General features: G+C 54.2%; 14 protein-coding genes. 11 read left to right on the top strand and 3 right to left on the bottom strand.

Annotated elements, in window-relative coordinates:
- Window positions 1–12 precede the first annotated feature (12 nt).
- The 5 genes from dmsD (at window position 13) to osmV (ending at window position 4,321) form a co-directional block, all read left to right on the top strand.
- A complete protein-coding gene (gene dmsD, locus L2097_RS05730) occupies window positions 13–627 on the top strand; it encodes a Tat proofreading chaperone DmsD (RefSeq protein WP_250352322.1) in 615 nt (204 codons plus the stop codon).
- A gap of 255 nt (window positions 628–882) precedes the next feature.
- Complete coding sequence (osmY, locus tag L2097_RS05725) at window positions 883–1,593, top strand: osmoprotectant ABC transporter permease OsmY (protein ID WP_250352321.1); 711 nt, start codon at window positions 883–885, stop codon at window positions 1,591–1,593.
- 20 nt (window positions 1,594–1,613) lie between these two features.
- Window positions 1,614–2,516, top strand: a complete 903-nt coding sequence (osmX, locus tag L2097_RS05720; RefSeq protein ID WP_047370175.1) for an osmoprotectant ABC transporter substrate-binding protein OsmX — start codon at window positions 1,614–1,616, stop codon at window positions 2,514–2,516.
- Window positions 2,517–2,525: 9 nt separating this feature from the next.
- Complete coding sequence (gene osmW, locus L2097_RS05715) at window positions 2,526–3,173, top strand: osmoprotectant ABC transporter permease OsmW (RefSeq protein WP_047370174.1); 648 nt, start codon at window positions 2,526–2,528, stop codon at window positions 3,171–3,173.
- A complete protein-coding gene (gene osmV, locus L2097_RS05710) occupies window positions 3,173–4,321 on the top strand; it encodes an osmoprotectant ABC transporter ATP-binding protein OsmV (RefSeq protein ID WP_047370173.1) in 1,149 nt (382 codons plus the stop codon). The genes osmW and osmV overlap by 1 nt, the downstream gene beginning before the upstream one ends.
- A gap of 98 nt (window positions 4,322–4,419) precedes the next feature.
- Here the strand turns inward: osmV and bioD are convergent, their stop codons facing one another.
- The 3 genes from bioD to ynfL form a co-directional block, all read right to left on the bottom strand.
- Window positions 4,420–5,115: a dethiobiotin synthase gene (bioD, locus tag L2097_RS05705; RefSeq protein WP_047370172.1), complete on the bottom strand. Its 696-nt coding sequence runs from the start codon at window positions 5,113–5,115 to the stop codon at window positions 4,420–4,422.
- 125 nt (window positions 5,116–5,240) lie between these two features.
- Window positions 5,241–6,461 (bottom strand): sugar metabolism global transcriptional regulator Mlc, encoded by a 1,221-nt coding sequence (gene mlc, locus L2097_RS05700; protein WP_047370171.1) that lies wholly within the window; start codon window positions 6,459–6,461, stop codon window positions 5,241–5,243.
- Window positions 6,462–6,591: 130 nt separating this feature from the next.
- On the bottom strand, window positions 6,592–7,488 hold the full coding sequence (ynfL, locus tag L2097_RS05695; protein WP_103279307.1) for a multidrug efflux transcriptional activator YnfL/SxtR(Kp): 897 nt from the start codon (window positions 7,486–7,488) through the stop codon (window positions 6,592–6,594).
- Window positions 7,489–7,596: 108 nt separating this feature from the next.
- Here ynfL and ynfM point away from each other — a divergent pair, with 108 nt between their 5' ends.
- The 6 genes from ynfM to L2097_RS05670 all read left to right on the top strand — a co-directional run bounded on the left by ynfM (window position 7,597) and on the right by L2097_RS05670 (window position 12,853).
- Window positions 7,597–8,847, top strand: coding sequence for a multidrug efflux MFS transporter YnfM/SxtP(Kp) (gene ynfM, locus L2097_RS05690; RefSeq protein WP_047370169.1), 1,251 nt, complete (start codon window positions 7,597–7,599; stop codon window positions 8,845–8,847).
- A gap of 178 nt (window positions 8,848–9,025) precedes the next feature.
- Window positions 9,026–10,513: a carboxypeptidase M32 gene (locus L2097_RS05685; protein WP_250352320.1), complete on the top strand. Its 1,488-nt coding sequence runs from the start codon at window positions 9,026–9,028 to the stop codon at window positions 10,511–10,513.
- Window positions 10,514–10,572: 59 nt separating this feature from the next.
- Window positions 10,573–11,043: a GNAT family N-acetyltransferase gene (locus tag L2097_RS05680; protein WP_250352319.1), complete on the top strand. Its 471-nt coding sequence runs from the start codon at window positions 10,573–10,575 to the stop codon at window positions 11,041–11,043.
- 312 nt (window positions 11,044–11,355) lie between these two features.
- Window positions 11,356–11,751: an acid resistance repetitive basic protein Asr gene (asr, locus tag L2097_RS05675; RefSeq protein WP_047370166.1), complete on the top strand. Its 396-nt coding sequence runs from the start codon at window positions 11,356–11,358 to the stop codon at window positions 11,749–11,751.
- Between the two features lie 95 nt (window positions 11,752–11,846).
- Window positions 11,847–11,930: a small membrane protein YdgU gene (gene ydgU / locus L2097_RS25875; protein ID WP_090088754.1), complete on the top strand. Its 84-nt coding sequence runs from the start codon at window positions 11,847–11,849 to the stop codon at window positions 11,928–11,930.
- A gap of 101 nt (window positions 11,931–12,031) precedes the next feature.
- Entirely contained in the window at window positions 12,032–12,853 is an 822-nt protein-coding gene (locus L2097_RS05670; RefSeq protein WP_047370165.1) for a trypsin-like serine peptidase, read from the top strand.

Genomic DNA, 12,853 nt, shown 5'->3' with positions numbered 1-12,853 from the left:
GCAGGGAACCTAATGACTGACACTTTACATACAGACGATTTCGCCTTTTCGGCACGAATACTGGGTGCGATGTTTTACTACCCGCCGGAAAGCGAGCAGGCTCAAGCGCTGATCGCCGCATTTTGCGAAGGGGAATGGCAAACACAATGGCCGCTGGCACCGGAGGCACTGGTACCGCTCGTGCCCTTATTCTGCGCTGAAAGCGAGGAGACGATTTCCGAGGCCTGGCAGCGATTGTTTATTGGCCCGTGGGCGCTGCCTGCGCCGCCCTGGGGATCCGTCTGGCTGGACAAAGAGAGCGTCCTTTTTGGCGAATCTACACTCGAACTTCGCCAGTGGATGCGTGACAACCAGATAGCCTGGGAGGCCAGCCAGAATGAGCCGGAAGATCATTTTGGCACCCTGCTGATGCTGGCAGCCTGGCTTGTTGAAAATCAGCGCTACACCACCTGCGATGAGCTACTTGCCTGGCATCTTCTGCCCTGGGCCGGGCGCTTTCTTGAAGTTTTTGTAGCGCAAGCCCGTCACCCGTTCTGGCAGGCTACCGGCAGGCTTACGCAATTAACCCTGAGCGACTGGCAGAGCCGTTTATTAATGCCGGTTGCCCAAAAAGCGTTATCCCGATAATCAGCTGCATTACGCCCTTAAAGTGACAACGTCACTTTAAGGGCGTGATTTTAAGACAATTCTTTAGCTCCCCTCTTAACCGTTATCCCATCAGCGATGGCGTAAATCATCTGCAAAATCCGCATCTTAAAAGATTCTCCTGAAACTGGAATCCTTCCCAGGTCATTGCTATAGCTCAACTACCCTGCCGAACATGGCATAACAACACGCAACCCTCCGTTGCCATAACGCATGCACACAGGGAGACACACTGCAATGCACACTTCTGCGCTCTCACGCGCCTTGCTGTTTACTGCGGCGATCGTCGTCGTACTGGCGCTCCTGGTCTGGGGTATTGGTCTGGATACCATCAGAGCCCGCCAGGTCGATTTAGTCTATCTCGGGCAACAGCACCTTATTCTGGTGTTCAGCTCCATGTTCTTTGCGCTACTGATCGGTATTCCCAGTGGAATTGCGCTTAGCCGCCCGGCTGCGCGCGGTGTCGCCGAATACGTGATGCAGATTTTTAACGTTGGTAACACGTTACCACCACTGGCTGTGCTTGCCCTGGCGATGGTTATCGTCGGGATTGGTGATAAGCCCGCCATCTTCGCCCTTTTCCTGGCCTCGCTGCTGCCCATTGTGCGAAATACCTATGCAGGGCTCTGCTCGGTTCCGGCAGCCTTGCTGGAAGCCGCGAACGGTATCGGCATGACCAAATGGCAACGGCTCTATCAAGTGGAGTTGCCCAATGCGCTGCCGGTTATCCTCTCCGGGGTGCGTATCGCCACGGCAATCAATGTGGGCACCGCGCCGCTGGCCTTTTTAATCGGCGCCAGCAGTTATGGTGAGCTGATTTTCCCGGGCATTTATCTGAACGATTTCCCGACCTTGATCCTGGGTGCGGCGGCTACCGCTCTGTTTGCCCTGATTCTGGACACGCTGCTGGCGACGCTCGGGCGTTTTCTGAGTCCTCACTCGGCCTGATAATAAGAAAAGGAATCCCTATGAGACTGACTTCACGCCTGTTGGGGCTATTGAGTGCCACGCTGCTTTTTACCGCCAGCGTGCACGCCGCCCCACTGATTCTGGCGACCAAAAGCTTTACGGAGCAGCACATTCTCTCCGCCCTGACGGTGCAGTATCTGCAAAAAAAAGGGTTCCAGGTGCAGCCGCAAACCAATATTGCCACGGTGATTTCCCGCAACGCCATGATCAACAAACAGGTTGATATGACGTGGGAATATACCGGCACCTCGTTGATTATCTTCAATCATATAAAAGAGCGGATGACGCCAGAGCAGTCTTACGAAACGGTAAAACGTCTGGATGCAAAACACGGTCTGGTGTGGCTAAAACCCGCCAACATGAACAATACCTACGCCTTTGCCATGCAGCGCAAACGCGCGGAAGCCGAGCACATCAACACCATGTCGGACATGGTGGCGAAGATTGAGCAGATTCGGAAGAGCGATCCCAAACACAACTGGATGCTGGGGCTGGATCTTGAATTCTCCGGACGTAGCGATGGCATGAAACCCTTCCAGCAGGCCTATAACCTGGCGCTGGACAGGCCGCAAATCCGTCAGATGGATCCCGGGCTGGTTTATAACGCCGTCCGTGATGGTTTCGTCGATGCCGGTCTGGTCTACACGACAGATGGTCGGGTAAAAGGCTTCGATTTGAAAGTGCTGGAAGACGACAAAGGTTTCTTCCCCAGCTATGCCGTAACGCCGGTCGTGCGGAAAGACACGCTGGCGGCCAACCCGGGGCTGGAAGAGGCGCTTAATACGCTCTCCGGCCTGCTCAATAACGATGTCATCATGACGCTCAACGCAAAAGTCGATATTGACCATCAGACGCCACAGCAGGTGGCGCACGACTTCCTGCGTGAGAAAGGTCTGCTATAAGGAGCGCCTGTGGATACGATTCATTACATGATTGATAACTGGAGCTATCTGGCAATGCTCACCGTTCAGCACCTCTGGCTGGTACTGCTTGCTGTCGGTCTGGCCATTGTGACGGGCGTGCCGCTGGGGATCCTTATCGTAAGGCATAAATGGCTGGCAACGCCGGTGCTGGGACTGGCAACCATTGTCCTGACCATCCCGTCGATTGCCTTGTTCGGTTTGATGATCCCGCTGTTTTCGCTGGTCGGTCAGGGGATCGGCGCCCTGCCCGCTATCACCGCCGTGTTCCTTTATTCTTTACTGCCTATAGTCCGGAACACCCATACGGCGCTGGACAGCCTGCCTCCAGGCCTGCGCGAAGCCGGGCGCGGTATTGGCATGACCTTCTGGCAACGTCTGCGCTGGGTAGAAATACCCATGGCGCTGCCGGTGATTTTCGGCGGCATTCGTACTGCCGTAGTGATGAATATTGGCGTTATGGCCATTGCGGCAGTTATCGGCGCTGGCGGTCTTGGGCTGCTGTTACTCAATGGTATCGGCGGCAGCGATATCCGCATGCTGATTGCGGGCGCGCTGATGATCTGTTTACTGGCCATCGTGCTTGACTGGTTACTGCATCGCTTGCAGGTGGTACTGACACCGAAGGGGATTCGATAATGATAAAACTGGAAAATTTGACCAAACAATTTACACAGAAAAATGGCCAGACCGTTAAGGCTGTCGACAACATCAACCTGCACGTGCCGCAGGGTGAAATGTGCGTACTGTTGGGCCCGTCCGGCTGCGGCAAAACGACCACGCTTAAGATGATTAACCGCCTGATTATGCCCAGCAGCGGTAAAATCCTGGTCAATGACAACGATACCAGCGAAATGGACATCGTCAGCCTGCGGCGCAATCTTGGCTATGTTATCCAGCAGATCGGTTTGTTTCCCAACATGACCATTGAAGAAAATATTACCGTGGTGCCGCGCATGCTGGGCTGGGATAAAGCCCGCTGTAAAAGCCGCGCCGAAGAGCTCATGGAGATGGTGGCGCTCGATGCGAAAAAATTCCTTCACCGCTACCCGCGTGAAATGTCCGGCGGCCAGCAGCAGCGTATCGGGGTGATTCGCGCACTGGCGGCAGATCCACCGGTCCTGCTGATGGATGAACCGTTCGGCGCGGTCGACCCCATTAACCGCGAAGTGATCCAGAATCAGTTTCTGGAGATGCAGCGCACGTTGAAAAAGACGGTCATGCTGGTCAGTCACGACATTGATGAGGCGTTAAAGCTGGGCGACCGGATTGCGGTATTCCGCCAGGGACGTATTGTGCAATGCGCCAGCCCGGACGAACTGCTGGCGAAACCGGCTAATGAGTTTGTCGGTTCTTTCGTCGGTCAGGACCGCACATTGAAACGCCTGCTATTGGTTTCTGCAGGCGACGTCACCGATCAACAGCCTACGCTGACGGTACGTGAGTCAACGGCCGCGCAGGAGGCGTTCGCAATGATGGATGATAACGATATTCGCGCGATTACCGTGGTCGATGGCGACGGTAAACCGCTGGGCTTTGTGAAACGTCGGGAGGCGCGCGGCGCGCAGGGCGACTGCGCCGGGCTGTTGCATCCATTCCGTATCACCGGCAAAGCTGAGGATAATCTGCGCGTGGTTCTGTCAAAATTGTATGAGAGTAACACCAGCTGGATGCCCATTGTTGATGAAGCCGGGCGCTATAACGGGGAGATTTCACAGGATTATATCGCGGATTATTTAAGCTCCGGCAAAACACGTCGGGTGCTGAATATTCACAGCGATGCCTGATCCTGGCTGGCGCGACGCTTAACCGGGCTACGTATGTGCCGCACGAAACGTGTAGCCCGGACAGGCGCTTGCGCCGCCATCCAGGTCTGGCAGTCGGTTTACGCCAGCACGCGCTCGGCGGCCAGCATCCCCTTCGCCATCTGCAAATTGATATAATGCGCCAGGTCGCGCTGTTCGGCGCGCGGTAAATAAGGCAGCTCGCCCACCAGCGGTGCAGGCAGCTTGCGGCTGAGAACATTGATGATTTCAGCGTAATGCGCGAGCCCTGGATTAATACGGTTGGCCACCCAGCCAATCAGCGGCAGACCATCGCTGGCGATAGCTTGTGCGGTCAATAGCGCATGGTTGATGCAGCCTTCCTGTATTCCGACCACCATCAACACGCCCATTTGCTCCTGCACAACCCATTCGGAAAGCGGACGCAGATCGTTCATCAGGCTACGCCAGCCTCCAGTCCCTTCCACTACCACGTGATCAACCTGATCGCACAGGCTCGCCAGGCCATTGGACAACAGGGTGTAATTAATCGCAGAACTGTGCGCCACGCTACTTTCATCTTCGCTAAACGCAATGGGATTGACAGCAGAATACGGTAAATCAATTGAAGAGACGCTTTGCAGCACCAGCGCATCTTTATTGCGCAGGCCTTCCGGCGTCTCTTTACTCCCTTTAGCGACTGGCTTGTAACCCGCGACGGTACTGCCGCCAGCGGCCAGCGCCTGTAGCAGCGCGCGGGACACCACTGTCTTCCCGACAGACGTATCAGTACCCGTTACAAAGAAACGCTTAAGCATCGCTAACTCCACCGTTGTGCTACGAAAATATAAATCAGGAAAATAATTCAGTAGCGAAAGTCTACGTTAGGGCTGCGGTGTTCAGCTTGAGATAGCGCAATTTTTAGTAGAACAGTGTAAAAATGTTACCCCTGCAACAAACGAATCAGCAAGGATCCGTTATACATCGCGTCCTTCACCAGTGCCGCACCGGCCATGGTGCCCTGATTGGTAAACTGTGTGCTTTCGACGGCAATATGTTTGCTGTAGGCGGGCAGCGCCTGCTGGCGAATGCAGTCAGCAATCGCCGGGAAGAGGATATCCGCCGCCTTACTGAGCGGCGAACCAATGAGGATTTTTTGCGGATTGAATAAATTCACCATGATGGCGAGAATGCGACCGACATTCGCACCCACGCCGCTGATAATATCCTTCGCCAGTAAATCGCCCTGCTGCGCCGCATCGCATAATGATTCTACTGTCAGCGGTTGTTGGTGCAGCATCGAGCTCATCGACTGACTCATGCGTAGTTGTGCCAGCTCCAGCACACTCTCCACGCTGGCAATGGTTTCCAGACACCCGTGGTTACCGCAGTAGCAGCGTTTACCGTACGGGTCGACCTGCGTATGGCCGATCTCCACCAGGCTACTGCTACCCGCGTGGAGCAGGCGACCGTCGGTGATCACTCCGGCCCCGACGTTATGGTCAATAACCACCTGGATAACATCACGCGCCCCACGCGACGCGCCAAACAGCGCCTCAGCCATGGTCCAGGCGCTGATGTCATGCTGCACATAGACCGGCACGCCGGTATGCTGTTCCAGCATTTCGCCAAGCGGCATATCTTTGACGTCTTCATAAAACGGCATGCGGTGCACAATGCCATGTTCCGTGTCGATAATTCCTGGCAGGGTGATGGCGATGGCGGTTAAACGCTCCAGCTTTTGCTGATGGCGAATAAAGAACTGATCGATATGAACAATGATGCGCTGTAGCAGCGGCTTATCGTCGGTCAGCGGAAGCTCCTGCCGCTCTTCAACCACCAGTTTGCTGCTTAAATCACGCAATGAGAGAAAGATCTCCCCACGGCTGATGCGCAAAGAGAGGTAATGCCAGGCTTCGGTCTCAACCACCAGCCCAACAGCTGGCCGCCCGCGGCTACCCGGCTCCTGAATTTCAGTCTCCTGTACCAGGTGCGCTTCAAGCATTTCCCGCACAATCTTGGTAATACTGGCCGGCGCAAGCTGCGCCAGACGTGACAGATCGATGCGCGACACCGGGCCAAGCTGATCAATAAGGCGGTAGACAGCCCCTGCATTGGTCTGCTTAATTTGATCAATATGCCCAGGCTGACTATCAGCAACCACCTCTGACTCCCTTTATTTTCGAGCTCGAAATAAACTTTGGGATATGGTGAAGCACTTCAATAGTCGCCGTCAAATATTTACGTAGGCTTGTGATTTACCGCACGTTTTGCAGACGTATACTGACCATTTTTTATGCATTCACAGCAGAAATGAGTTGCTGTCTGAAACGCTGTGCCGCGGTTCCCTGTTCATGATGCTTTGCCCATACGAGCCACATTTCCGAGACCGCATCCGTTTCCAGGATCGGTACCCAGCGCATTTCTTTAAGCTGCACACGTCGAAATGAGGCAGGTAAAATCGACACGCCGAGCCCCGCCGCAACCAGACCAATGATAGTCATCGCCTCCCCCACCTCCTGAGTAATCAACGGCGTCAGGTGATAACGGCGCAATAATCCGAGAATATCGTCATACAGCCCGGTACCTACATGCGGGTCGAAAAAGACAAACGGCTCACGCGCCAGTTCCGCCAGTGAAACGCCGGGTTTCGCAGCCAGAGGGTGATCGCGATGAATCATCGCCAGCAACGGCTCTCGCAAAATGACCTGCCAGGCCAGCGTGTCAGGCAGTAGGGTATTGCGCATCAACCCGAGGTCAAGTTTGCCCTCATTGAGCGGGGCAATCTGCTCACGGGTATTGATTTCCCGGGTCTGGATATGCACATCCGGATAACGCTGGCGAAACGACGACAGGGTGTCTGATACCGCAGTAATAAACGGCGCCGATGAGGTAAATCCAATACGCAAATCCCCGGTTTCCCCCTGATGCAGCCGGGCCGCCCGACTAACGGCATCATCCACCTGGCTTAATATCTGCCGACTGTCTGCCAGAAACTGTCGGCCTGCGGGCGTCAGCGACACGCTGCGATTAGTCCGCGCCAGTAGCTTCGCGCCAATTTGCTGCTCAAGGATTTGGATTTGCTGGCTAAGCGGCGGCTGGGAAATATTTAACCGCGCCGCCGCATGACCAAAATGCAGTTCCTCAGCAACGGCAATAAAATAACGGAGATGACGAAGCTCGATATTCATATTTTAAACGTATCATTTGAGATTATTAATATATTAGACAGAACAATGCCTGTTTCATACCCTTAAATACATCCCCGCCTGACCGGGATGTAAACTTAAGGATTTCAAGTGAGCCGTACAACTACCGTTGACACTCTTCCGGCAAGTGGTGTTGATGAAAATAATCGTTCTTTGCCGACACAATTTATTAAACGTGGTACCCCCCAATTTATGCGCGTCACTCTGGCGCTCTTCTCCGCCGGACTGGCCACCTTCGCCCTGCTCTATTGCGTACAGCCTATTTTGCCCGTGCTGTCGCAGGAATTTGGCGTCTCCCCGGCAAACAGCAGTATTTCCCTGTCCATTTCTACCGCCATGCTGGCTATCGGTCTGTTATTTACCGGTCCGCTATCAGATGCAATTGGCCGCAAGAAAGTCATGGTCACCGCTTTATTGCTGGCCTCATGTTGTACGCTGCTCTCAACGCTGATGACCAGTTGGCACGGCATTCTGCTTATGCGCGCTCTGCTTGGGCTGTCATTGAGTGGGGTTGCCGCCGTGGGCATGACCTACCTCAGTGAAGAGATCCACCCGAGCTTTGTCGCCTTTTCCATGGGGCTGTACATTAGCGGCAACTCGATTGGCGGCATGAGCGGACGTCTTATTAGCGGCGTATTCACGGATTTTTTTAACTGGCGTATCGCACTGGCCGCCATTGGGTGTTTTGCGCTGGCTGCCGCGTTAATGTTCTGGCGTATCTTGCCGGAGTCACGCCATTTTCGCCCAAGCTCGCTACGCCCGCGCACCTTATTCATTAATTTCCGTCTGCACTGGCGCGATAAAGGTTTGCCCTTATTATTTCTTGAGGGATTCCTGTTAATGGGTTCGTTCGTTACCCTGTTTAATTACATTGGTTATCGGTTAATGCAGTCGCCGTGGTTTTTAAGTCAGGCGGTGGTGGGATTACTTTCCGTCGCCTATTTAACCGGGACCTGGAGTTCGCCTCGCGCCGGGGCAATGACCGCCAAATATGGCCGTGGGCCGGTGATGGTGGCCTCGATTGCGATTATGCTTTCCGGTCTTTTATTAACGTTATTCCCTTCACTGTGGACGATTTTTATCGGCATGTTGCTTTTTACTGCTGGTTTCTTCGCCTCCCACTCCGTCGCCAGTAGCTGGATTGGCCCACGTGCGCGGCGCGCCAAAGGGCAAGCTTCATCACTGTATTTATTCAGTTATTATCTGGGCTCAAGTATCGCAGGTACGCTCGGTGGCGTGTTCTGGCATAACTATGGCTGGAATGGCGTTGGCGGCTTTATTGCGCTGATGCTGTTACTGGCGTTATGTGTCGGCAGCAGACTCCACCGCCGCTTACGTTAAAGCGGTATGAGGTAACCGATAACCCCGGGCTATTTCCGGGGTTTTTATTCTGTACCCGAGCTCAGGCCAGTTGTTCATTCCCCCCCATAAACCAGCGCATAACTTTTTTGTCCGTTGCTAACGGCCTGAATCTCTGTACTCTCATTAACATCGTTCCGAACTCGCTTGCAGAGGCAATATGGATAACAATCAAAACTATCAATCCCTTACCCGCACCTTCACTCGTCTGAGCCGGTTTCAACACCTCTCCGCCATCGCTGGCTGGGACATGTTCGCCATGATGCCGCCGGGGGGGAGCACCGCCCGTGGCGAAGCGCTGGCTGAACTGGGTGTGTTACAGCACCAAATTCTGACCGATAAAAAGGTCGGTGAATGGCTACAAAATGCCCTTTCCGAGGATCTCAATGATGTTGAGCAGGCAAACCTGCGTGAGATGACGCGCCAGTACCAGCAGGCCGCGTTGTTACCGGAGTCGCTGGTTGAAGCGAAAGCGCTGGCGGGCAGCAAATGCGAACATGCCTGGCGCACTCAGCGTCCGGCGAACGACTGGACCGGCTTTAGCGCCAATTTGAAAGAGGTCGTCAAACTCAGCCGCGAGGAGGCGAAGATCCGCGCCCGGGCGAAAGGTTGCTCGCCGTATGACGCCCTTCTGGATATTTTCGAACCGGACATGACCAGCGCCCGTCTGGACGTGCTGTTCGCCGACCTGAAATCCTGGCTCCCGGACCTGCTGCAGCGTGTGGTTGACAAACAGTCGCGTGAAACGCTGATCGCGCCAGTCGGCCCCTTCCCCGTCGCTACCCAGCGTGAGCTGGGGCTGGAAGCAATGACGCTCCTCGGTTTCGATTTTAACGCCGGGCGGCTGGACGTGAGCGCGCACCCGTTCTGCGGCGGCGTGCCGGAAGATGTCCGCATCACCACCCGCTATGATGAAAATGAGCTGCTCAGCGCGCTTTTCGGTGTGGTTCATGAAACCGGGCACGCTCGTTATGAACAAAACCTGCCGCGTCAGTGGCTGGGGCAACCGGTCGCGCTAGCGCGTTCTACCGCCATCCATGAATCGCAAAGCCTGTTTTTTGAAATGCAGCTTGGTCGCAGCGAAGCCTTCCTGAAACGTCTGCTGCCCGCGATTATTCAACGTTTCGGCGCACAACCCGCGTTTGAAGAGGGTAACTTTATTGCCTGGAACCAGCGGGTCAAATCGGGTTTTATCCGCGTCGATGCCGACGAAGTCAGTTATCCGGCCCATGTGATCCTGCGCTACGAAATTGAGCGGGCATTGATTAATGGCGAGATAGAAGTGGACGATATCCCTGCCCTGTGGAATGAAAAAATGCAGGCGTGGCTGGGTTTATCCACCGAAGGCAACTATCGTAACGGCTGTATGCAGGATATCCACTGGACGGATGGCGGGTTTGGCTACTTCCCGTCATACACACTGGCCGCGATGTATGCTGCTCAATTGTTCCAGGCCGCACGTACCGCACTGCCAGGACTCGACGATGCCATCGCGCAAGGCGATTTTTCCGCGCTGTTTGACTGGCTGCGACAGAATATCTGGCAGCACGGCAGCCGTTTCTCCACCTCACAGCTGATTGAACAGGCTACCGGCGAGGCGTTGAACAGCCGCTATTTCCGTCAGCATTTGACGACACGTTATTTGTAATCGTCCCCGGCACAGCTCGCGCGCTGATCTGTGCCGGCTCACACTCTAAAAGGCAAAATATGATTGTGCTTCACCCCATGTCTGCAACGGATTTTGCAGGTTTTCTGGCCTATTTTATTCCCGACTATGCTGAGGAAATTGCCGCTAATTATCACTTATCCCAGGAGGAGGCGGTAGCGCAGGCAAAACGGGAAATCGCCGCCAGCTTGCCTGACGGTGAGAAAACGCAAGGTCAAAGCCTGAAAAGCATCGTGCATACGGACAACGGCGGCGAACAACAGATTGGCTACTTGTGGTATCGGGCAAATACGGAGGATCAATCGGCATTTATTTATGATTTTTACCTTCTACCCGCGTTTCGCAGTCAGGGACTCGGTAGCCGCGCGATGCAAAGCCTGGAGGCTCTGCTCACGGGCCAGGGTATCCGGCAAATCAAATTACGCGTCGCTGCCGAAAATGCACATGCCAAAAAAGTTTATGAAGCTAATGGCTATCAGGTCACCGGCTATAACATGAATAAATTGCTTTAAATCCTGCCAGGGGGGGATGCGTCTGGTGTCCACACAAGCTTTCAGCCCCTTTTTTGGCGTCATTGCGGCAATAATGATGACATCCACCTTACGGATGCACATTGGATAGCTGATAAATATAATTCTAATTAACTGAAAATAAACACTTTTTCATTCTCGCAGCAACCCTGAGCTGTGACCCCCGGCTCGTTTGTACATCCCGTTACACGCCGAAACCAATCACTCACGGAAAGAGCGCATCGGTGTGGGTATAGTCTCTTCAACGGCCCCGCAGTGGGGTTGAACGATGAAACCAAATTCGAGGATATCAGAATGAAAAAAGTATTAGCTCTGGTTGTTGCCGCTGCTATGGGTCTGTCTTCTGTTGCGTTCGCTGCTGATACTGCGGCCACAACTGCGGCACCTGCTCCTGCTGCTACCACCACAACTGCTGCTCCGGCTGCTGCTCCGGCTAAAACCACTCATGTGAAAAAAGTTCACAAGAAAAAAACCGTTGCACAGAAAGCTCAGGCTGCTAAGAAAAAACATCACAAAAAAGCAGCCGCTAAACCAGCTGTAGAGCAGAAAGCTCAGGCTGCCAAGAAAAAACACCACAAAAAAGTCGCCGCTAAACCGGCTGTAGAGCAGAAAGCTCAGGCTGCTAAAAAACACCATAAAAAACACGTAAAACACACTGCAACTAAACCAGCTGCTCAACCGGCTGCATAAGTTACCGTGTAATACCCCGCCTGCTGTACAGGCTGAGTAAATCGTCGGCGCTGAACCCTGAGGTGAAGCGCCGTTTTTCTCTGGAGGGCCTATGTATGCTGCGACGTTATCGTTTCGAGTTCATCCTGTTAATGCTAATTGTTTGCGCGCTCATTGCCCTTCGGCTTTTTCTTTCCTGATGTAGCACGCTGATTTTGCTCCCACTTTTTTCTCGCCCCGTCTATAGTTTATAAATCCGGGTTCACATTAAATAATCATAATTACCCCACCAGAGTGTGATATGCGAAAAACCGTTGTGCTATTGCTGGGATCGTTTTTTCTCTTTTCTGCTTACGGACATGCCGACGAAGGTGATGATGACACCATCGATGCGGCTCAGATCAAGACGCTGTTCTTTGGTCATGACGATCGCGTTCGTGTGACCACGCCGACCCGTTCGCCCTGGGATGCGATTGGGCAACTGGAAACGGCCAGTGGCAACTTATGTACCGCGACGCTCATTTCTCCGCATCTGGCCTTAACCGCCGGGCACTGTCTGTTGACGCCGCCCAACGGCAAACCGGATAAAGCGGTAGCGCTGCGTTTTGTTGCGCAGAAAGGGACCTGGCGCTATGAAATCCACGGTATCGAAGGGCGTGTCGACCCCTCGCTGGGTAAGCGGCTGAAACCTGATGGCGATGGCTGGATTGTGCCTTCGTCTGCCGCCCCCTGGGATTTTGGGCTGGTTGTGTTGCGCAACCCGCCGTCCGGCATTACGCCGTTACCGCTGTTTGTGGGTGATAAAGCGGCGCTAACGGATGCGCTAAAAGTGGCTGAGCGCAAAGTCACGCAGTCGGGCTATCCGGCCGATCATCTGGACACGCTGTACAGCCACGAAAATTGCGTGGTTACCGGCTGGGCGCAAAACAGCGTGTTGTCTCATCAATGCGATACCTTGCCCGGCGACAGCGGCTCGCCGTTGATGCTGAAAACGGCCGAAGGCTGGCAGCTTATTGCGGTGCAGAGTTCCGCCCCTGCGGCCAAAGATCGCTGGCGCGCCGATAACCGGGCCATCTCGGTAACCGGTTTTCGTGACAAACTCGAAGCGCTGGCAAAAGAGTAA

Source organism: Citrobacter sp. MNAZ 1397 (genome assembly GCF_023613995.1).
GTDB lineage: Bacteria > Pseudomonadota > Gammaproteobacteria > Enterobacterales > Enterobacteriaceae > Phytobacter > Phytobacter ursingii.
The sequence above is the reverse complement of the archived record's forward strand: the minus strand, read 5'-3'. Positions and strand labels throughout refer to the sequence as shown.